General features: G+C 39.9%; 21 protein-coding genes. 3 read left to right on the forward strand and 18 right to left on the reverse strand.

All coding sequences use genetic code 11. The features are described 5' to 3' along the window. Window positions 1-99: 99 nt before the first annotated feature. A complete protein-coding gene (locus AC1TO8_RS03380) occupies window positions 100-1,368 on the reverse strand; it encodes a DEAD/DEAH box helicase (protein ID WP_482054186.1) in 1,269 nt (422 codons plus the stop codon). Between the two features lie 241 nt (window positions 1,369-1,609). Here AC1TO8_RS03380 and AC1TO8_RS03385 point away from each other — a divergent pair, with 241 nt between their 5' ends. Beyond that, window positions 1,610-1,927, forward strand: a complete 318-nt coding sequence (locus tag AC1TO8_RS03385) for an iron-sulfur cluster biosynthesis family protein (protein ID WP_482054187.1) — start codon at window positions 1,610-1,612, stop codon at window positions 1,925-1,927. Window positions 1,928-2,002: 75 nt separating this feature from the next. Here the strand turns inward: AC1TO8_RS03385 and AC1TO8_RS03390 are convergent, their stop codons facing one another. The 6 genes from AC1TO8_RS03390 to AC1TO8_RS03415 all read right to left on the reverse strand — a co-directional run bounded on the left by AC1TO8_RS03390 (window position 2,003) and on the right by AC1TO8_RS03415 (window position 7,086). After that, window positions 2,003-2,266, reverse strand: coding sequence for a hypothetical protein (locus AC1TO8_RS03390; RefSeq protein WP_482054188.1), 264 nt, complete (start codon window positions 2,264-2,266; stop codon window positions 2,003-2,005). After that, entirely contained in the window at window positions 2,263-3,288 is a 1,026-nt protein-coding gene (locus AC1TO8_RS03395) for a TIR domain-containing protein (protein WP_482054189.1), read from the reverse strand. The genes AC1TO8_RS03390 and AC1TO8_RS03395 overlap by 4 nt, the downstream gene beginning before the upstream one ends. A 199-nt stretch (window positions 3,289-3,487) precedes the next feature. Then, window positions 3,488-5,059 (reverse strand): catalase, encoded by a 1,572-nt coding sequence (locus tag AC1TO8_RS03400; protein WP_482054498.1) that lies wholly within the window; start codon window positions 5,057-5,059, stop codon window positions 3,488-3,490. A gap of 106 nt (window positions 5,060-5,165) precedes the next feature. Beyond that, the gene (locus tag AC1TO8_RS03405; protein ID WP_482054190.1) at window positions 5,166-5,960 is read right to left on the reverse strand and encodes a Nif3-like dinuclear metal center hexameric protein; all 795 of its coding nucleotides are present in this window, start codon (window positions 5,958-5,960) and stop codon (window positions 5,166-5,168) included. A 26-nt stretch (window positions 5,961-5,986) separates the two neighbouring features. Continuing rightward, entirely contained in the window at window positions 5,987-6,682 is a 696-nt protein-coding gene (locus AC1TO8_RS03410; RefSeq protein ID WP_482054191.1) for an LrgB family protein, read from the reverse strand. Then, complete coding sequence (locus AC1TO8_RS03415; protein ID WP_482054192.1) at window positions 6,682-7,086, reverse strand: CidA/LrgA family holin-like protein; 405 nt, start codon at window positions 7,084-7,086, stop codon at window positions 6,682-6,684. The genes AC1TO8_RS03410 and AC1TO8_RS03415 overlap by 1 nt, the downstream gene beginning before the upstream one ends. A 175-nt stretch (window positions 7,087-7,261) precedes the next feature. Between AC1TO8_RS03415 and thiD the strand changes: the two genes are divergently transcribed. Then, window positions 7,262-8,077 carry a bifunctional hydroxymethylpyrimidine kinase/phosphomethylpyrimidine kinase gene (gene thiD, locus AC1TO8_RS03420; RefSeq protein WP_482054193.1) on the forward strand — a complete coding sequence of 272 codons (816 nt, stop codon included), beginning with the start codon at window positions 7,262-7,264 and terminating at the stop codon, window positions 8,075-8,077. A 95-nt stretch (window positions 8,078-8,172) separates the two neighbouring features. Here thiD and AC1TO8_RS03425 read toward each other — a convergent pair whose 3' ends face one another. From AC1TO8_RS03425 to AC1TO8_RS03455, 7 genes are all read right to left on the reverse strand, one after another. Further along, window positions 8,173-8,883, reverse strand: coding sequence for a hypothetical protein (locus tag AC1TO8_RS03425; RefSeq protein WP_482054194.1), 711 nt, complete (start codon window positions 8,881-8,883; stop codon window positions 8,173-8,175). Window positions 8,884-9,039: 156 nt separating this feature from the next. After that, a complete protein-coding gene (locus AC1TO8_RS03430) occupies window positions 9,040-12,516 on the reverse strand; it encodes a glycoside hydrolase family 2 TIM barrel-domain containing protein (RefSeq protein WP_482054195.1) in 3,477 nt (1,158 codons plus the stop codon). A gap of 174 nt (window positions 12,517-12,690) precedes the next feature. Continuing rightward, entirely contained in the window at window positions 12,691-12,846 is a 156-nt protein-coding gene (locus AC1TO8_RS03435; protein ID WP_482054196.1) for a hypothetical protein, read from the reverse strand. Window positions 12,847-12,933: 87 nt separating this feature from the next. Next, on the reverse strand, window positions 12,934-13,941 hold the full coding sequence (locus tag AC1TO8_RS03440; RefSeq protein ID WP_482054197.1) for an SPFH domain-containing protein: 1,008 nt from the start codon (window positions 13,939-13,941) through the stop codon (window positions 12,934-12,936). 20 nt (window positions 13,942-13,961) lie between these two features. Continuing rightward, a complete protein-coding gene (locus AC1TO8_RS03445; protein ID WP_482054198.1) occupies window positions 13,962-14,828 on the reverse strand; it encodes a TPM domain-containing protein in 867 nt (288 codons plus the stop codon). Continuing rightward, entirely contained in the window at window positions 14,825-15,856 is a 1,032-nt protein-coding gene (locus tag AC1TO8_RS03450; RefSeq protein WP_482054199.1) for a TFIIB-type zinc ribbon-containing protein, read from the reverse strand. The genes AC1TO8_RS03445 and AC1TO8_RS03450 overlap by 4 nt, the downstream gene beginning before the upstream one ends. A gap of 27 nt (window positions 15,857-15,883) precedes the next feature. Next, window positions 15,884-16,525: a PspA/IM30 family protein gene (locus AC1TO8_RS03455; RefSeq protein WP_482054200.1), complete on the reverse strand. Its 642-nt coding sequence runs from the start codon at window positions 16,523-16,525 to the stop codon at window positions 15,884-15,886. 205 nt (window positions 16,526-16,730) lie between these two features. Between AC1TO8_RS03455 and AC1TO8_RS03460 the strand changes: the two genes are divergently transcribed. Beyond that, window positions 16,731-17,537, forward strand: a complete 807-nt coding sequence (locus AC1TO8_RS03460; protein ID WP_482054201.1) for a polysaccharide deacetylase family protein — start codon at window positions 16,731-16,733, stop codon at window positions 17,535-17,537. A 119-nt stretch (window positions 17,538-17,656) separates the two neighbouring features. On the opposite strand, the gene AC1TO8_RS03465 is transcribed toward AC1TO8_RS03460, so the two are convergent. The 4 genes from AC1TO8_RS03465 to AC1TO8_RS03480 form a co-directional block, all read right to left on the reverse strand. Next, complete coding sequence (locus tag AC1TO8_RS03465) at window positions 17,657-18,028, reverse strand: iron chaperone (protein WP_482054202.1); 372 nt, start codon at window positions 18,026-18,028, stop codon at window positions 17,657-17,659. 56 nt (window positions 18,029-18,084) lie between these two features. Beyond that, the gene (locus tag AC1TO8_RS03470; RefSeq protein WP_482054203.1) at window positions 18,085-18,267 is read right to left on the reverse strand and encodes a hypothetical protein; all 183 of its coding nucleotides are present in this window, start codon (window positions 18,265-18,267) and stop codon (window positions 18,085-18,087) included. A 247-nt stretch (window positions 18,268-18,514) separates the two neighbouring features. Further along, a complete protein-coding gene (locus tag AC1TO8_RS03475) occupies window positions 18,515-18,931 on the reverse strand; it encodes a hypothetical protein (RefSeq protein WP_482054204.1) in 417 nt (138 codons plus the stop codon). A gap of 84 nt (window positions 18,932-19,015) precedes the next feature. Then, window positions 19,016-20,302, reverse strand: a complete 1,287-nt coding sequence (locus AC1TO8_RS03480; protein WP_482054205.1) for a DUF5050 domain-containing protein — start codon at window positions 20,300-20,302, stop codon at window positions 19,016-19,018. Between the last annotated feature and the right edge of the window lie 346 nt (window positions 20,303-20,648).

Consider the following 20,648-nt stretch of genomic DNA (forward strand, 5'->3'; position numbering starts at 1 on the left):
TTACCAATATTTATTCCTAGAAACATCTACTCTATTCTACTACAACAACACCGTCTATTAAAGATGTCTCCAAGAATGAAAAGTGGAGAGACTTCCGAGTTATCCCTTGTAAACGCGGGACTCTTTCATACCCGATTTATTGGGAGATTTCCCTTTATATTTGTTCGCTCCAGAATATGGTTTCTGGTCATTCGATGCCTTCTGTTTAGGTTTGATCGGTTCCGCTGTAATCAGCATTGGATAAGGATGACCCTTCACTTCAGGGATACTCTTACCAATTAATTTCTCAATATCCTTAAAGAACGGCATTTCTTCAATCTCACAGAAGGAGAGGGCGATCCCACTCATTCCTGCTCTACCTGTACGCCCGATACGATGAACATACGTTTCCGAGATATTGGGTAGGTTGAAGTTGATTACATGGGACAACTCATCAATATCAATTCCCCTTGCAGCAATATCTGTTGCAACCAGCACTCTCGTTATACCACTTTTGAAATTACTTAGTGCAAGTTGCCGAGCCCCTTGTGACTTATCTCCGTGAATCGCCTGAGCTTGTATATTCGCTTTGGATAGTTCACGTACCACACGATTAGCACCATGCTTCGTTCGTGTAAATACGAGAGCCGATGTAATGGATGTATCCTCTAAAAGATGAGCCAATAACTGTTGCTTATTTCCTTTATCCACAAAATAGACAAATTGCTCAATCTGACTTGCAGTAGAAGACACCGGGGTAATCTCCACTTTCACCGGATCAACCAGTATCGATTTCACCATTTTGGATATTTCTGGTGGCATCGTAGCTGAGAACAACAATGTTTGTTTTTTAGCAGGGATTTTTGAAGTTATTTTTTTCACATCATGAATAAAGCCCATATCTAGCATCCGATCAGCTTCATCCAGTACGAATATTTCGATATACTTAAGATCAACACATTTTTGATTCATTAAATCGATAAGCCGGCCTGGAGTCGCAACTAGAATATCGACCCCCTGATTTAAGGCCCGCTCCTGTGTCTTTTGCGATACGCCACCATATATTGCACTACAGCGAATATCGGTGTAACGCGCGTATGATTCAATATTGTCATGAATTTGAAGTGCAAGCTCTCTTGTTGGCGTTAGAATTAAAGAACGAATACGGCGTGGAGTATTTCTATCACTTTGCCGCTCGATTAGTAATTGTAGAATTGGCACAGCAAATGCTGCTGTTTTCCCTGTTCCAGTCTGGGCACAACCAAGTAAATCTTTCCCAGCCAATATAGCCGGAATCGCCTGTTCCTGTATTGGTGTTGGCGCAGTATAGTTCTCATCCCCAAGTGCTTTTAAAATTGGGTGTATTATTTTCATATCAGTAAATGTCATGTTGTCTCCTCATTCTTTAATAATTATATTTTTAAGTAGGAATAAGGTTAATTCCCTTATCCTAAGGTCGTTTCAAAAAAAGCATACAAGCCACACAAGGACGTGACTAGGTTGATCCCAGTACACGTCCTATTGTATCAATACATCGACTCATCCATCCATTATAACACTTTGTCGAATATGTAGTATAATTATCTTCTTAGCAAAAAAAAATCTCTTATTTGAGGAGCGCGAATAACCCGTGAATATTCAAATAACACCACTGGCTAAAGAAAAGTTAATGGATGCACTTGGAGACCAACCAGGATACTTCAAGCTTTTTTTTGATACCGTAGGTTGTGGCTGCGATGGAATAACTGTACTCTTGATTATGACCCAACCAGACATTGGTGATATAGAAATAGAAGCTAACTCTCTTCCGTTTCTTATTAATCTGCAGCAAGAAATATATTATGAAGATGTGATGTCACTTGATGTGGATCCCAATTTCCCATCCTATAAATTATCCAGTCATTCAACCATTTACAGTAGTAACGTGAAGACTAGAGATATTCGTTAGAAAAAGACAAATAAAAACAAGGCCACTGTATTTCTACAAGTACCTTGTTTTTTTATTTATAAAAATATATTTAAGTTATGCAAACGAAGGTTTATGTTCATAAACAGTTCCACTAAGCACTTTAACATACTCCTTATCGCTTCCTTCAACAGAAGGTCCAACAAATAGTACTTTACCTTGAATTTTGCGGGCATTTGCTCGCATACGTTTGGCTTGTGGTACTGAACTTCCTCTAGCTACGGATTCATTACTAATTGCGGACGTTCCATCCTTCACTACCCAAGGCCCTTTGGCGGGTAAATTAAGTTGAGATTGCCGAAAGTTGTCGTTATTATTCATTTGGTTTCCCCTCCAACTAAATGCCTTATGGTACGAAGTAATTCATCATTATATGAGACAATATCCTCAAGGTTCCCTTCTGGAATCATTTCAACACCAGAAATATGAACGGAAAGGACATGCTCCTTACCTAAAGGATAACATAGCACATATACGTCCGCAACTTCCTTTCGCTTGAAAAACGTCCACTTACCACTATTATATACATCAAGTACATAAATGGATTGTGACTTTTGATCCATAATATTCGTATTAAATGGATAAAATTTACCCCTGCCGACATTCCCACCAACTTGTCGAAGCCCGTCAGTTCCGATTGTCTGCCAGAAGGCCGCACCTGTGACTCGACAATTAAGTGGTGAAATAAATGAATTACGAACAGCTTCACTTAAAGCATGGTATTTCTGATCTTCTGGAACCGTAACATTTCGGTTGAATTCCCAAAAAAAATGAAGAATACTTTGTTTTCTCTGCAATTCCTCCTCCTTCTGCTTAAGAAGCACATTTGGATCCAAATAATGTTTCTCACGCTCAATAATATCTAATATTTTGATGCAAGCTGAAGTAACCGCTGCTTCATAATTACGATCGTTTCTACATTCATATTCCAAAATTGTTAAACCCGCAAGATCTGAGAGCAAATGGAATTGTGTTATATTCATATCATTGATTAGATCGTCCCTATGAGTTACTTCTTGTGGGACCATGCAAAACACACGATTCCTTCTCAGTTTGCCCCAGAATAACCCCATCTCAAAAATCGTATTATCCCTCGTAATAAAGACATGCTTTCCACGAATAAGAGCAACATCATCTGGAGAGAATACAAATATCCCGTAATCACTCTGATCCAATATACGTTCTAAAGATTCCATCGTATATTCATTAGCACCAAAGGTTCCTGCAAACCATGGTGTTACTTGAACTGATCTTCCAATTTGAGATTGAATCGCACTTGCGTACCTAATAGATTCTCTTGCAGATCCAATGAATAAATTCGGCTTGATATGTATGGTAGACAATGGCGTGTCTCCTTTTTGAGAAATTCACAAAAATTCATTATCACCCATTATACAGTATTACCATATTTTAGCGAAGAGTTTCTTGATAATGGATATTATTTTACAATATGCAAGCTAAATAGAGCCTATCTACTCGGAATACTCCGAATGGACAAACTCTATTTACTAACCGGTTCACAGCCTACTTACGTTTACTTGTTTAATACGGATCAGCTATATGACCTTTATCTTCTGCATCTTGAACGCCTTCTTTGGTTCGTATAGCTCCGAGGGGGCCTCCAAATTCTTGATCCTCGGATTTACTTGGCTTTATTCTATCTTTTAACCCTAAACCTTCCGCTACCCTACGTCCGTAATCCTCATCGCACTTAGTGAATAGATCAACCATCCCTTGTTGAATATGCGGGCGACTCGTTTTCAATGTATTCACAAGATTAAGAATCAGATCATCACGTTCCCAGTCTTCGAACTCCCGATATCTTTCACCTGCATACTTGTAATCGTTGGTACGCTCAATCACTTGTCGTACCAGATTTCCTTCTACACGAGGTGTATGTTCTTTCCCTGTTTTCTTCGCTTCCTGTAAGCCCCCTAGTGTAGATGGTTCGTAATTGATATGGGGATTCTGCCCTGGAGCGCTGTCTACTCGGTAATCCATTTGCCCACCACTCTGATTCGTTGCAACTCGCTTCTTCGGAGCATTAATAGGTAACTGCAAATAATTCGGTCCTACACGGTATCTCTGAGTGTCCGAATAAGAAAGCGTTCGTCCCTGCAGCATCTTATCATCTGAGAAATCAAGCCCATCCACATGCACTCCAGTGCCAAATGCGACTTGTTCCACTTCCGCAAAATAATTGTCTGGATTTCGATTCAGAATCATCCGTCCTACTGGAAGAAAGGGATATCTGTCCGTCGGCCACAGCTTCGTATCATCGAGAGGATCGAAATCAAGTTCAGGATGTTCATCATCACTCATGATTTGGACACATAACTCCCATTCCGGATTATTCCCCGATTCAATGGCCTCATACAAATCTTGAGTTGCATGATTAAAATTCTTGCCCTGAATATCCTCCGCTTCTTTCTGGGTTAAGTTCTTGATTCCCTGCTTAGGTTCCCAATGATACTTAATCAGAACTGCTTCTCCCTCAGCATTCACCCATTTATATGTATTGACTCCTGAACCTTGCATTTCCCGATAGTTAGCTGGAATACCCCACGGTGAGAATAAAAATGTGATCATCATTAACGCTTCAGGCGTATTCATAATAAAATCAAATATACGTTCCCCATCCTGAATATTCGTAACAGGGTCCGGCTTGAAAGCATGTATAAGATCTGGAAATTTGATGGCATCCCGTATAAAGAACACTTTCAAGTTGTTACCAACGAGATCCCAATTACCGTCCTCCGTATAAAATTTGACAGCAAATCCTCTCGGATCACGTAATGTCTCTGGGGAATGACTCCCATGAATAACAGATGAGAAACGGACGAATACAGGCGTCTGCTTTCCCTTCTCTTGAAATAGTTTAGCTCGGGTATACTTTGCAATAGGTTCATCCCCAACACTTCCGTAGGACTCGAAGTATCCATGAGCACCTGCACCTCGTGCATGAACAACGCGTTCGGGAATTCGTTCCCGATCAAAATGCGTGATCTTCTCGATATAGTGATAATTTTCGAGCGTTGTAGGTCCCCGACTCCCCACCGTACGCATACTTTGGTTGTTGTCGATTGGATGCCCCTGGTGATCTGTCAACGTCATATCTTCTTTGTCATTCACTTGGCATAACCTCCTTTAAATGTCATAATTATCATGCGCATATTTTCAGTGATTTATGCAACGATGTGACAAGTAAAGAGTCCATATGTCAAATGATTTGAAAGATCGGTTCGTCTGAAATAAATTGAACAGGAATATTGGGATATTTATCCTGAATCCAGTTGGCAAGATATTTCATACCTGCCCATTCACTCTCAGCATGCCCCACAACGATCAGAGCCTTTTCTTCATTCTGAAAGACAGCATCTCTAACATACTCTGGCGTTTCCCATTCTGGACCCTCTCCATAGATAATTAAATCAAGATTATACCTTTCGTACAATGGAATGGCCAGTTCACCACCACCTCGATATCCAACCAATAAGCCGATACGTTTACATGCCATTCCGATATGACCGACAACTCGTACATGACTCATATTCAATTTATTCTTCACATGGTTTGCCACCTCTTGGACAGACATTTCAGGAATTTCAAGAATAGTCGCGTAAGGTAGTTCTTCTTGCACCAAATCATTCCAATCCAATTGATGTAGCAATCCTGCCATAATCCCATCCGGTTTAGATCGATGAATCAAATCATGACAACGATAAATAGCTATACCACTTTCTTCAATCACTCTTACCTTCTCTTGAATCACTGGATCCTCTTCTAACTGTTCTTTATTTCCAAAGTGGCTATAGAATAAGCCTTCATGTGTAATTAACAAATTAACACCTAACGTTCTCGCCCTTTCAATCACAGACTGACTCGCTACAAATGTCGTTGCGATTCCTGTCACTCTTGCATTCGGTTCTCCGTAGTGAAGAATATCGACGCCAGCTTCCATATGACCTGTAGATTCCTTCAAAGTTTGTATAACTTCCCCTATAGTAATGTTCATTTATATTCAGACCTCCGTTTCACTAATTAGTATATAAAATGATTCATTAGCCAGACAACCAAAGGAGCGATCATTGAGCCGGCAATCGCACATACGGTCATCGCTACAGAACTCATCGAGACGGACTCCTCACCGTATTCGAGCGCTTTCGCGGTACCGAGCGCATGGGAAGCCGTACCTAGACCGATCCCAATTCCAATGGCATCTTTTATTCTAAACATCTTCAAGATATAAGGTCCTCCAATAGCTCCCGTAAAACCAGCAATCATCACAAATACGGAGGTTAAGGAGTAATCTCCACCCAAGTTATCCGATATTTGAATCGCTACGGGTGTAGTAATAGATTTGGGCAATAACGAGAGAATATATAATTTAGAGAATCCCAAGATGATAGCTAAAAACATCCCACTGAACATCCCTACAAATAACCCCGTCAGTGTTCCCCCCAAGATAGCTGCTAGATTGCGACGAAGCACATGGCGTTGTTTATATAACGGATAAGCTAAAGAAACGACAGCCGGTCCGAGCAATTGGTTAATCCATTGACCACCGATCATATACATTTCATAAGGAATCCGAAAATACAATAGTAAAACAACGACAGCAACAGTAGCTGTTAATGCAGGCATGAGCACGGGAATATGAAACCGTCTATAGATCATAGACATAACGATGTAAATACTTACATTAGCCAGAACAATTACTACTGCAGTCATAAACATTATATTCCTTCTCCCTTCTCTCTCATATCGCTGGTATCATTTACACTCCTAGTACCTCGCCCTGCTAACCACTGACTGGCATGTGCCGCAGCTCCAATCGTCAACACTGAACTTACAATGAGCACAAGGATCAACAACAATCCTCTTCCATTAAATATGTCCATGTGATTCACAATCCCTGCAGTTGCTGGTATAAAAAACAGTGGAAGATATGATAATATCGTATTCGATCCTACTTCGATCCAAGTCACAGGGATCACCTTACACAATAATAAACCAAAGAGAAGCAACAAGCCTACAATACTTCCTGGAATCGGGAGATGAAGCAGACCCTGTATGTAGTCACCAGCCAAATAAAATAAATATAACAATCCGACCTGAGATATAATTCGAATGATTTTCATGATGCTTATAGTCCCTTCATTAATTCAACTTATTTTTTTAAAATGATCAACTCTAATAGACTAACAGAGTTTTCAGTTTTTTTTCAATCCATTTATGAAAATTCCAAGAATGTTTGATATAATCAACTCAATTCACATTTTATAAACTTAGATATAGACGAAGGGGACGTTCGAATTGTCAAAAATCATTAAAACTTTAACTATTGCCGGTAGTGACTCCAGCGGGGGCGCAGGCATTCAAGCGGATTTGAAAACTTTTGAGGAATATGGTACCTACGGTTTCAGCGCCTTAACTACTATTGTAACGATGGACCCAGACAACGGCTGGCATCATAATGTCTATCCAATTGATGCAGCACTCGTCGCTGAACAGTTGAAGACTGTCTTTGCTGGTGGTCCCGTCGATGCCATGAAAACCGGTATGCTCGGAAGTGTAGACATTGTGCGTGTTGTGGAGCAATCCATTAAGAATAATCGTCAGACCAATGTAGTCATTGATCCAGTCATGGTATGTAAAGGCGAAGATGAGGTGCTGAATCCCGAGAGCGCTAACGCTATCCGTGATCTACTTCTACCTTTAGCTACCGTAGCAACGCCCAATCTATTCGAAGCAGGCGTACTGTCTGGTCTAGGCAAGCTCTCTTCGATTGAAGATATGAAGGAGGCTGCCCGCCTTATTCACGGCCTTGGTGCAAGTAACGTTGTTGTCAAAGGTGGAAAAGCACTTGGGGGAGAATTAGCTATTGACGTCTTTTTCAACGGATCTGAATATACAGTCTTTGAAGCTGTCAAAATTGAGCCCGCAACGAATCATGGAGCTGGCTGCACCTTTGCCGCTGCGATTGCTGGTGGTTTAGCTAACGGTCTGTCGGTTAACGATGCTGTAGCGAAAGCCAAAGATTTCGTCTTAGCTGCCATTCGGAACGGTTTTGCATTTAATGAATATGTGGGTCCGGTCTTTCACGGTGGCTATCGTTTGGAGAAGGAATAACGTTTAAGGGTAAAATCTATACAGAGAATAAATGGCAGTCCAGAAGGTGATGATACGCCTCTGAACTGCCATTTTCGTTTCCAGACAACAACGTATCAACCTTCTTTGTACTTCCTATGTTTCCTTCTTCTATTTATACAATAAATGACGAACAACATCATAATTAGAAGGGTCGATCCTGCAACAATACAAATATTGTTTATGTTAGGAGCGTTAATCTCCACCCGAACAGGTTCAGATTCAGTCAATGAAATATTCCAGATTAATGTATTTCCCTCTATTTTATTAGCGTTATGATCACCAAAGAGGTCTATTGGTAACGTAAGCGAGAAATCAAAAGCAAGCTGATTAAGAATAAATTGACTCAGCTTTTCCGGTAACCCATAAGTACGAATGCCCTGTAATATTTCAGGTTCATATTCTGTTAAATTAAGCTGTGCAGAAACATTATATTTTGTATAGAAAAATTTATCCGTTTCTTTCACATCCACCTTAATCCCCTTGAAATCGCCTTGAATATCCTTCATCTCTTGAAATGAAGCATAAGATTTCAACAATTCATACTCCGTCTTGTCACCAGTTTGGTTTTTGTTAACTTGAATTCCCAAGTCATTCATCGAGGTCTCAAGTGCTTTATCCAACGACTTACCTATAAGCATATTGATACTAGCATCCATCTGTAGATTCACGCTGATATCTACACTTCCGTTCTTATGTACCTCTACACCTACTGCCCCTTTAGCACAACCTGTTAGCATCATCACCATCAAGAGCAACAGAATGAATAGCATCTTATTCTTTGTCAATTTAATACCTCCAACTATACGTCAAAATGATCGGTGTTTAGAATATAAGTATACACAATTTCAATCCCAGACTGAAATGACATTCAGATAGACGAATAACGGAGCCTTCTCATATTGAGAAGGCTCCGTTCAGTTTATAGATAAAATTCAATTTAATTATATTTCCTCAGACTGAAACTGAAATGATTTGAAATTAAACTGACTACCCGGAAGGAAGACGAAAGTGACCGTCTGTAGACCTTTGACGTGCTCGATAACATATTCACGTTCACAGTAGCCCTCAGAGAAACTGAATTCAACCAATTGTTTAACATCTCCCTGCTCACCGTTGAACAGTACATGGATTGTATTATGATCGATTGGTGAATGTCCCTCAATAACCAGCTTACAACTACCTGTTTCCCCGAAATCCATATCTTCAAAAATAAGCGATACGTTATTCCCAATATCTTCAATCGCATCAGCAGTAACAGTGAAGGAATCTCCATACAGCGTATTATTATCAAGTACGCTTAATCTTTCGAATCCTTTCAAGCGTTTCTTGAACTCGAAGCCCTTGAGGTGAATTTTATGGCGCAACACGAAATAGATCGATGTCACTCCCGTTAACGTTTTCGGTAAAGTATACGTTTCCGCCTGATATTCATTCCATATCGTTGGCTTGTGATAGGAAACGACTGTCAGCAATTCTGCTTGGGCTTCTCCCGGTATACCTTCCCAAATTTCGATAGAGAACTGTTCGCTATCCAAAGAAAAGATTGGGAGTGTAATTTCATTCGAGCCATATGGGCCAAAATCAATTCTCTCAAAACTAATCAGACTTTCGACATCCCTAGAAGTTGCCATTCCCCGATCATTACCATTCGTTAAATTATAGCTTGTATCACTATGATAAGCTGCTGATACGAATTCATAAGGATTAATAAAGGCATGACCCATATTTTGAATTTCCATTTCTATTAATGAATACATCTTAATTTTATCGGAGCCATTCTTTGTTGCACATCGAATATAGACTTTTCCATCTCCGAGAGCTGTTACCGTAGCTTCATGACCATTAGACTCGATTGTAGCAATGTTAGATTCTACACCTGCCACATTCGTAACTCTCCATTCAACCTCCTGATAGGTTGCATCAATTGGATAAAGATTGACACGAACCGGAAGTGTTGTTTGTTCTGGAGAGAACTGGGTGCCTTCAGGATAAACGATCTCCAGCTTGCGTACCGGAATTTCATCTGCTGCTTGTTGTTCTAGTTCGTGATTCGGCTGCGATTCATCATGCATAGCTGAATAGCTGTATAATGCTAGCTCCTCTTCAGCTTCGCCAGCATACGAAGGCGCAACAGAAGACAAAGTAAGTTGACTTGTAGGAAGTCCCTTCGAACTTACTGTCACCACAATTGTACCAGGCTCATTCGTACTGGCTATGATCGCGAGCAACTTACCGCTGAACAATCTTCGATTGTTTCCTTTGTAAGAGTCATAATCAGTGCTATCTCCATTATCCAAGCCTACTAGACGAGCAGGTCCATCAACCGTGAGATGTACACGATTATTGGCGTTGGCTACATGATTTCCATCCTCATCATTACTTGATATCTCAATGAAGATTAAGTCAGATCCGTCTGCTTGCATGACCGTGTGATCCGTCGTCTGTACGATGGTCGCTGCATCACCGAAAGAGCGCTGAATATCCGTCGCAATAACTTGACCATTCTCATCATATGCTACTGCTTTTAACGTGCCCTTCGTATAAGGCAATTGCCATTCTCCAATCAGCTTCTGACCATGTACATGATCAATGTCGAATACGCCTTGTGATTGTTCATTGAAGAATAGTTCAATCTTCGGAGCATTGGAACATACACGAATATCGATCATTTGCCCTTCAGAGAAATCCCAATAAGGAAAAATATGCACCATCGGTGCTTTCTTGTAATCTGTCCATTCCGCTTGATAGATATAGAAGGAATCCTTCTTAAATCCTGCTGTGTCTAATTGGCCGAAATAAGAGTTTTTAGTAAAATAAGGTGTTGGTTCACCGATATAATCAAACCCAGTCCATATGAACTGACCTAACGAGAATGTCGCATCACGATCTGCGATAATACAGTGTTCTGTACTTTTAGCTCCCCAGCTTGTTGAGCTGTTACCAAGGGATGAACATTGTTCGTCATCATCAGATAGAACGGACTGTGCAAGTGGGAAATGATAGATCCCCCTGCTCTGTACAGTAGAGGATGTTTCACTGCCGTAAATAAACCAATCTGGATGCTCTTCATGATGGCTTTCATAATATTTCTCCGCATAATTATAGCCAGCGAATTTCACGATATCCGCACATTTCTGAGCATTTATCCAAGGCATATAATTCGAGCCAATCGTAACGACAGCATTCTCTCTCGGGTCATGCAGTTGTACCGCAGCTAACAATTCTCTCGTTACCTCTTGTCCTCGTTCATCAGCATGTGTGTCGTATATTTCATTTCCAATACTCCACATTAACATGCTAGGATGATTTCGATCTCGGCGTACCCAGCTTGCAACGTCTTTCTCCCACCATTCTGAGTAGAATCGTGCATAATCAAATGGATTTTTAGGCCGTTCCCACATATCGAACGCTTCAGACACGATTAATAGTCCCAACTCATCTGCAAGCTCCATCAGTTCTACCGCCGGCATATTATGGGCGGTCCGGATCGCGTTAACTCCCATTTCTTGAAGAAGGGTCATTTGACGTTTCAAGGCAACTCTATTAATAGCTACGCCTAGGCTTCCTAAATCATGATGCTGACACACACCATATAGTTTGACATGACGTCCATTCAGAAAGAATCCCTTTTCTGTATCAAAAGCTATCGTCCGAAAGCCAAAGTTCAGTTGCTCATCATCGATGACCGTATCATCTATGATAAGTTCTGTTTGTAATGTGTATAAATTCGGATCGATAACATCCCATACCTTCGGATTACTGACAATTAGCGTGGACTTTATTTGTCTATCTTCCGCATGAAATTGAACCTCAGATTGCGTCACTACATTCTGTTTACCATCCACAATACTGTGTCTAAGCTTATAGGTTGATGAGGTGCTACGGGATGCATCGATCACAATCTCTGTATCCACTTCTACATTCCAATTCGACTCCTCTTTCATGGTAGTTACATAGATACCATGCGGAGAAATATGGGAAGTTGGATACGTCTTGAACCATACGGAACGATAGATTCCAGCTCCAGAATACCAACGGGAATTTGGTGCTTCATGGATAACATGAACATAGATTTCGTTCATTCCCTCTATTAGATAAGGGGTAATATCCATTTCAAAGCTAGAATAGCCACTCTTCCATGTTCCAACTTCATGACCATTTACGTACAACGTTGAGTCCATATATACGCCTTCAAAATAGAGGGTGTATAAGGTATTCGGACATATTTCTGTTTGTTCTATCGTCTTTTTATACCAGCCGTCCCCATCTTCATATAGATGATTCGAATCATAAATTAACCAATCATGTGGGAGCGTTACAGCAGCCCAATCACTGCATTGAGATACCGAATCGTAATTCGATCGTAGCGGCTGTTTCGAAAAAAGCCACTCGTTATTAATCTTCTGTTTCTTACTCATGTATTGTTATCTCCTTTGTCGATATGCTTGTTGTCCATCGATTATACTTACCAAGTTGAGTGATTACAAGGCATGTCATCACTTATTCACTTATGGGATAGTGTGCAATTTCTACTAAAACAGAGCCCCGCTTAGGTGAGCGGGGCTCTGTTTTAGTTTTTAGTTTTTAATTTTTCAACATCCATTCGCAACCATACTCGACGCTTCAAATTTAGCATCTGTTTCTTCCTGGCGATCACGGATCGCACTAGTGATTTGATGGAGTTCTTGCTGTCCTGACTCCAGTGACTCTAATTTTTGTAGAATCAAATCTAATTTTTGTTCGCTCATATTTGAACCTCCAAATCACTTTTTGAAAACGAGTCATAAAGTCATCCGTAGATTGAAGTTCATCAACTTCAGCGACTGCAAGCCTAGTTACAGCTTCTGACCGCAATCCGGACAGAAATTAGCACCTTCGGTTTTCGCACCACAATTTGGGCAGAAGTTGGGCTTTTTATGGCCTTCCGGAGAAGAGGAAGCAGCAGAAGCAGACTGCTGGTTTCCAGCCGAAGACTGTTGGTTTTGATTTTGGTTTTGATTTTGATTTATATTTTTCATCATTTCATTAGCCACATTCATTCCCATCATCATACCCGCCATGTCCGAAGCAGCACCGCCGCCTTTTACTTTTCCGGAGGATATACCGTCCGTCATACTAACCTGTTGATACTTCTGCAGATTACCAATCATTTCGTGGGAAGCCGTTTTCGTAATCATGTCTTGAATTTCTTTAGGGTAATTAAAGCTCATCACTTGAAAGCCTGTAATTGTCATCCCGTTATCCATGATCTCCATATCCAAATCTTCGCGGATACCTTTGGCAATATCCGAAGCGTTCGCCTGCAGATTAAACATGTCTTTGCCTTCTCTGCTGATCCATTTCATTAATAACTGATCTAACACAGAAGTAATTCTAATTTTAATATCCTCGACAAGATAACTATTTTTAATTCCGGCAATCTTATCGATCAGCGTAACATAATCATTGACTTTGAAATTGAATGTGCCGTTAGCACGAATAGGCATACCGCCTGGAAGCTGTGGAGTCGGGATCAGAATCGGATTTTGCGTTCCCCATTTGACGGTGAATTCCTTCGTATTGACGAATAAGACTTCCACTCTCATCCCGCTGTTAAAGCCAAATTTAAACCCTTTCAACGTGGATAGGAATGGAATGATGTCCGAATCAATATTGAATTGCCCTTCATCCTCGAAAATCCCTTCGATCTTGCCGTTATTTACGAAGATGGCATCTTGCCCAGATCGGATAATTAATTTACTTCCTTTTTTAATTTCACGGTTGCTCCACTTCCAAAAAATCATATCATCTCTAAACTCTTCCCATTCCACAACGTTAGCAAATTGGTTTTTGAAAAACCCCATTATTATATCATCCCTTCTATTTAAAATGATCCTCTACTGCCGCTATGCGAATGACCACCTCGAGTCGTACCTCCGCCACCTGAACCGCCGCCATTGTTCTTTTCGATCTTCCGTTTCGTTGTCGTTGTTCGAAGGTATTGGTCCCGGCGATCCAGAATCCCTGAAGTGCTTGCATCCTCGTACGTATGCCGATTTACCGTCACACGACCACCAGAACGATAAGCCATCAGACCTACGATAAGCCCACCAAGTCCTAATGATACAGCCAATTGAAACCAACCATTAAATAGTATGTTATCCGGATCAACGTTTGAGTTCATATTTGAGGTCTCATTCGGGTAAATACTTGAGTTATTACCTGAGTTTATACCCGAGTTAGTGCCTGAGTTAACACTTGGCTCAATTCCCATATATTCATATGCTGTTTGAATATACTTTTGAAATGCAAGTCCGTAATCGCCATTACTTAAATCCGGTGTAATTTTATCGCGGATCTTATCAAGCCTACTGTCATCCAGATAAACCTTAGCTTTATAAAATCCAGCGAAATAGATCTCTCTATTTCTCATATCCATAGTCAATATAACCGCATTACCATGAGGCTTATCATATCCAAATGCCTGTTCATCGTAAAAGTCATCCGTCATATCCTCCACATCAATATTGCCATCGTTGTTAGAAGTTAAAATGATAATATCCGTTTCTCTTTCGGCTCCGTATTCATTAGCCATCAGATTCAACTCATCATACTCTCCCTGATCTAGCAGACCCGCTTCATCATATATTAGCGTTTTTAATTCTGATGCTGTAGCTGTCATCTCCATAGGAACCGCTAGGTACACAACGAAGAAGAACAGGATGGCAAGGATCGTTCTTTGCTTGTTCACCAGAACCCCCCCCCCATCATCAACGAAATTAGCTTCAGTGAAAGTAAGCTGGCACCAGAAATACTTGCAAACCATGCGGTCACTTTCACCTTGCTGATCGGAGGCTTCCCAACGATCTTACCCGTCTGGCCGTTCATAGCAAACGTATACTTTGACTTATTATAGTCATACTGTACCATCCAAACCGGAAGCAGGACATAATCCGCCTGTTTGACACGGGTATCAATTTGCTTATTCGTGAAGCTCATCGTTGTATATCCTGAAGTCGCAGACTGAATATAAGAATTAATGTATTCCTTAATCTTTTCTTTCGCACGCGGGTACAACTCTTTATCGTTATAACTATATTTTTCTGCGATATAGCCAGCAAGATATGGCGTTTTAAATTCTTTTAGTTTTCCGTAAGGAAATGGCTCTAATTTATCCATCAGTTCATCATTCATTTTCTCCGCGGCATCAATCGGTACCTTCACATAGTTGAGACGAATCTTTCGGTATACATCGAAATGCTGCGTTTCCGTAATCTGATAGTCTCCTTTTCTGTAGGTTCTCACCTTCGTGCCATGACCATGAACCTCCACCTTATTATGTAATTCATATAACCAGAAGGGCACATACAATCCGGTTATTCCTTCGACTCGATCCGCTGTCATAAAGTCATTTGGCGTCAGACGTCCATTCTTGCACCATTTCCGAAAAGCATTCATCGCTTCTTCCTTACTAATTGAAAAGGGGATGACCATCGCCGGAGCAAGCGTCCCCGTCAGCCGATCACCGATTACGACAGCTGAACCACAGAAGCTACAGACCGTTGCCGCCGTCTCGGCTTCAGTCATGATAACTGCTCCGCAGCTATTACAATGATACTCCATAACCTCATTCTCCGAAAAAACATGGGGACTGATTGGATCAGGAAGTTGCTCAATATTATCTTCTCTTCCGCAGCTTTGGCATGATAACATTCCTGTCTTACTATTAAAGACCATACCATTACCACAGTTTGGACATTTATATTCAATTACTGACATCTACTCACCTCTATCACAAATAAACTGTTATTCATTATCTTCTGGATTCGCATTCATACTCTTCTCTAATTGTGCGATCAGATCGTCCAAATCATCCTTCGGTTCTGCTCTAAGTTCAGTTAGAGCCATAGCTTCATCATATGCCAGATTAACCTTCTCTTCCATAGCATTGAGGATGGAACTGTTCGCACCTGCAGAAGAGCTGCTGGAATTCAATTTTTGCTGAGCTTTCGTGGAAGCTATTTTGCTCTTCAGATTGGCTCGTCGTTCTTCGAGCTGACCTACATCTGACACGATTTTGTCCTCCATTTGTTTCATACTTAGGGCGTTAGCCGCAGCTGAATCGTAGGTAGCTTGTAATTGATTGGCTTTCTCTACTTGCGTCTCCTTTCTCTCAAGGAACTTCCGAGCGCCCTCATCATCGCCAGCTTCCACAGCCTTCTCCGCATATTTCTGCAGCTTTCTAATCTCAGCTTGGCATTCATCGAGCGCTCTCTTCGCTCTTCGCTCATCCGATACCACCGAAGCTGTCTCCGCTTTGACCTTGCCCAGATCACTGTTCAAGCTCCGCATATAATCATCAATTATCTTCTCTGGATCTTCTGCCTTATCCAATAACGCGTTAATATTGCTTGCCATAATATCTTTAAATCTTGACAAGATTCCCATGATGACCCTCCTCATTAAGAATTCCATTACACATATAATACATCACTTTGAGACAAAAGGTTTCATTTCCTGAAAGGCATTTTAAAAAATGGATTGCGATTCATAATGAATTCCACCTTAGAATAATCGTTAATATCAGCGTTCAACTATTAGACTAGAATGATATAATACGTTTATATACTGTTTAAAAAGGAGGTTTAATATAATGAGTCTACAATTTAATTTGTTTCCAGATGGAAGATCTAAAGCACTTACAATGAGTTATGATGATGGGCAAAAGCATGATATTCGATTAACCGAAATTTTTGATCAATACGGAATTAAAGGGACCTTTCATCTCAACAGCGCGAAGTTGAACACCCCAGGGTTTCTAACGAATGACGATGTACGAAGTATTGCACGTAATCATGAAATCTCGGCACATTCTGTAACCCATCCTCACTTGGACCGTCTTCCTTTGCCTATGGTTGTGGATGAACTATTAGAAGACCGTAAACAGTTGGAAAAGCTGGTAGACTACCCGATTCGAGGAATGTCTTATCCATTTGGTTCTTATTCGCAAACTATCATCCCCACGCTGCAAGCAGTGGGCATCGAATACAGTCGAACCGTTTCTTCCACTAAACAATTTGATGTTCCGCTTGATTTCATGGAATGGCATCCGACCTGCCACCACAATGATGACATCAATAAGATCTGGGAGCGTTTTACTACACAAAGATCATCACAGAAACTTAGCCTATGCTATATTTGGGGACATAGCTACGAGTTTGAAGATCAGAACAACTGGGAACTAATGGAATACTTCTGTCAGAAAGCCGGTGGACATCCCGATGTATGGTATGCGACAAACATTGAAATTTTTGATTATGTCACCGCTTTGCGCAACCTAAAGTTTAGCGTCGACCTCTCGGTTATTGTCAATAATTCGGCAGCCGATGTATGGGTATCCATTAATGACGTACCAGTTCATATTAAAGGCGGCAGCACATATAATTCAAAGCTAAATTAGGTGCTCTTTCTACAATTACCTAAAAAACAAACAGTCCTGATGCAGAAACTCTTCATTGGGACTGTTTGTGTTAGTATATTCTATTATCTTTGTGATGAATCTTTAATAATTCGATTTTTCTATTTCCGCCAAAAAGTTGAACAGTCTGCCTTATCCAAAATATTAAACTTAATCATTTTCTCAAGTAATGAGAAATCAACCGGACTATCCCACTGGATACGTACCAACTGCTTGGTTTGATCATAGCCAGCCTGCACAATCTCATCAGAAAAATGATTAATCCCTGCACACTCAGGGGCAACAGCCAAATGATGTTTGGCTACGCTAAAGCCAACAATATATGTGCCGTGATCGGTAAACATAGGCTGATTCCACGCAATTTTCGGCTCTAAATTTGCAAAATTGCTAACTACCCAAGCCAAAACTTCTTCCGTTCTCTCCCGATGTTGTGGGTTATCAATCTGCGCTAAATATTCTGCAAATACTTCCATGTCCTTCTCTCCTGAAAAAAATATTTTTGAACGAGGTAATTTTCCATTCCAATATGTCAATAAGCCATGGCATCCATTACTTTTTTACTTCTTCGGGTAATCATATCTAACGGGGTGAAACGGTGCAACTTTATTTCAAATCTACACCGGCTGTTACCGACCTGATCCTTATTGTAGGCTGTGAGAGTCATTAGTAACGTCTGAACAACAACCATCATGCTTATTTGAGTTTTCTTCATTTGGATTGCCTCCTTGAATGACGTTCACAGCCAGGAATGTACAACAATAAACTAACTATCGCTAAAAGTATCTTTATCCTACTATTCCTTTGTTACATTAATGACGTGAACTGGAAGCGGCTTGTTACCATTTTCCCACAATTCCCAAAAGATTAATGACTTCAAATCATCTTGGGGTCTTCTCTAAAGAATTAGAGACATAGTATTTCATCATTTAAGTTTTAGGTTAACTAGCTGTCTCTATTGTTTATTGAGCTAGATGAAGCCCTTCTTTCCACTCAGTTTCTAATTCGCGGCCAAACTTTCTGACTGCATCATCAACTACATTTATCGAAAAATCTTGTTGCGACCCAAAAAATCTAAGTCTATATATTTTTTCTTCTCTTAGCTTTTTCCAATCCAATTGGTAAAGATGTTTCTCAAAAGAGACATACATACCATTTAATATAAAATTGTTTAACATCTCCAATGGGAATTTTGAAGTTACCTCAATATAATTTTTTATAGTTAAATTTGTCCATCCAAAACACAATTCATAAATTTTATTATTTTCTCTATAATACTTGAAATTAAGTTGGCAACCTTCGTCTTCCCCTGGTATACATCTTAAAAAAGTGAATTCGACAAAAGTACCATTGTTCTTTTTGTCATGTAGTTTAGCCATCTTCTCAAACTCCTTTAACAACCTGAATTAAGAGAAATATATTGACAAGATATTAGCTGGTTTTATTTCAATTGCCTTTTCATTTCATTCAACAGTAATCTCTTCAATGCTAGTGACATCAGGATTGTAAAAGAAAATCTTATCACCCAGTATGTGAAGGTAAAATGTTTTGTGGTCGCTGAGCTTTTGGGTTGTCTTATCGACTAGGTTTATCCGAAATAATTTCTTAGTATATTCTGAGTGGTTGCTGTAATATAACCAATCTCCTTTCACGTTAATATTTTGAGCATCATGTTCCGAGATTTTCTTTAATGACTTTCCGTCTGTACCCATTGTGTAAAGCTGCCCATCATAGTTAAAGAATAATGACTGGTCTTTTACATCTACCCACATGATATAGCCGCCATCCAACAGTTTCTTTTTATTATTACCATCAATCTCCATAACGAATAATTTGTTGAAATTAATCGTATAGAAAATATTTCTACCTGTTATAGCGATACTCGATACACCATTCTTTTCAAGCAACTCATTTGATGTTCCGTCCACCTTCATGCGATATAGCGGTTTATGCATAGAAGTTCCTTCCGTGTAATATATCCAATCACCCATAACTGTTACCAAGTTGCTCCCAATTCCAAAGTCCTTTAGAAGCGTTCGATCTGCCCCGTCTAAATCTGATTTGAAAAGTTTATTGTCACTTGTATAATAAAGAATTTCGTTAACGATGTTAAGATACTGGACGAATTTTCCATCACTGACTTTTTGTCTTTGGGAGCCATCTGTATTTACTTTGTAAAGTTTGCCGCTGTCACGATGATTATTGTAATAAATCCATTCTTTATATTCCACATACAAGCCATCGTTGTTTAGGTTACCTATTGTGTTTCCACTGACGTCTAGTGATTGTTTTGAGTCGTCCGTTATAATCGTTACACGATGGTTTTCATAATTTACCGACGCACCTAACGCTTCGGAGAGAAAACGAAGGGGTACCAATATTCTCCCATTTATTAACTTTGGAGCAGCTATAAGCGAAAATTGTTCGTGATCTTTATAGACCGTTTTAGAACCCATGCTTAGCTTAACCGTAGTGGTTCCTTTCGATATGAATACATCGTTGTTCTTCCATGAGATTATTTTACCTCCTAATGAATCCACAATAGAACGGATCGGGACAAAAACCGTTCCTTGATCATTAATAGGTTCCACATCTAAATTTATTACATAATCATTTACACTAACGATTATCGATTGTTTATCTACCGAATTTGCAAAACTCGTTCCTGAGCTTAGTAAACAAAAGGACAAGAGAAGAACAAAAGCCCTCTTCTTCAATATAGACACCTCATTTTCTGTCAATTTTTGCAACTTAAAAAAACCCCTCTCAAAAAATGTTTTTAGAAGATTCTATATAGTAATCTAGACGCAACTTTAAACCCAAAGTTCGCATTAAAGGAAAAATATTATTACCCAGCACTGTTGACCTAAGCTGCCCTTCAGTTTAGTACCAGTAACTACCATTTCAATCAACTACCGTTCGCCGTTAGCTTGATGTTGATAATCTATGATCTGCATTATCAATCTTCGTTAATTTTTGTTGTAGATCTAGCGGGGTAACCCATTAAACAAAAGCCTACAGAACTATTGTTCTGTAGGCTCAACTATCAGTATTTTTATTAGAATTTATATGATCCATTTTTCGCAACATTGTAGA

The organism is Paenibacillus sp. Y859 (assembly GCF_056786405.1).

Bases quoted from the DNA above. Each gene is read 5' to 3' on its own strand.
- AC1TO8_RS03390 (WP_482054188.1), bottom strand. From the start codon at position 2,266: ATGAATAATAACGACAACTTTCGGCAATCTCAACTTAATTTACCCGCC.
- AC1TO8_RS03405 (WP_482054190.1), bottom strand. From the start codon at position 5,960: ATGAACATTACTATAGGGGAAGTTATACAAACTTTGAAGGAATCTACA.
- AC1TO8_RS03460 (WP_482054201.1), top strand. From the start codon at position 16,731: ATGAGTCTACAATTTAATTTGTTTCCAGATGGAAGATCTAAAGCACTT.
- AC1TO8_RS03415 (WP_482054192.1), bottom strand. From the start codon at position 7,086: ATGAAAATCATTCGAATTATATCTCAGGTCGGATTGTTATATTTATTT.
- AC1TO8_RS03455 (WP_482054200.1), bottom strand. From the start codon at position 16,525: ATGGGAATCTTGTCAAGATTTAAAGATATTATGGCAAGCAATATTAAC.
- AC1TO8_RS03440 (WP_482054197.1), bottom strand. From the start codon at position 13,941: ATGGGGTTTTTCAAAAACCAATTTGCTAACGTTGTGGAATGGGAAGAG.
- AC1TO8_RS03450 (WP_482054199.1), bottom strand. From the start codon at position 15,856: ATGTCAGTAATTGAATATAAATGTCCAAACTGTGGTAATGGTATGGTC.
- AC1TO8_RS03470 (WP_482054203.1), bottom strand. From the start codon at position 18,267: ATGAAGAAAACTCAAATAAGCATGATGGTTGTTGTTCAGACGTTACTA.
- AC1TO8_RS03435 (WP_482054196.1), bottom strand. From the start codon at position 12,846: ATGAGCGAACAAAAATTAGATTTGATTCTACAAAAATTAGAGTCACTG.
- AC1TO8_RS03475 (WP_482054204.1), bottom strand. From the start codon at position 18,931: ATGGCTAAACTACATGACAAAAAGAACAATGGTACTTTTGTCGAATTC.
- AC1TO8_RS03400 (WP_482054498.1), bottom strand. From the start codon at position 5,059: ATGACGTTGACAGATCACCAGGGGCATCCAATCGACAACAACCAAAGT.
- AC1TO8_RS03430 (WP_482054195.1), bottom strand. From the start codon at position 12,516: ATGAGTAAGAAACAGAAGATTAATAACGAGTGGCTTTTTTCGAAACAG.
- AC1TO8_RS03465 (WP_482054202.1), bottom strand. From the start codon at position 18,028: ATGGAAGTATTTGCAGAATATTTAGCGCAGATTGATAACCCACAACAT.
- AC1TO8_RS03380 (WP_482054186.1), bottom strand. From the start codon at position 1,368: ATGACATTTACTGATATGAAAATAATACACCCAATTTTAAAAGCACTT.
- AC1TO8_RS03410 (WP_482054191.1), bottom strand. From the start codon at position 6,682: ATGTTTATGACTGCAGTAGTAATTGTTCTGGCTAATGTAAGTATTTAC.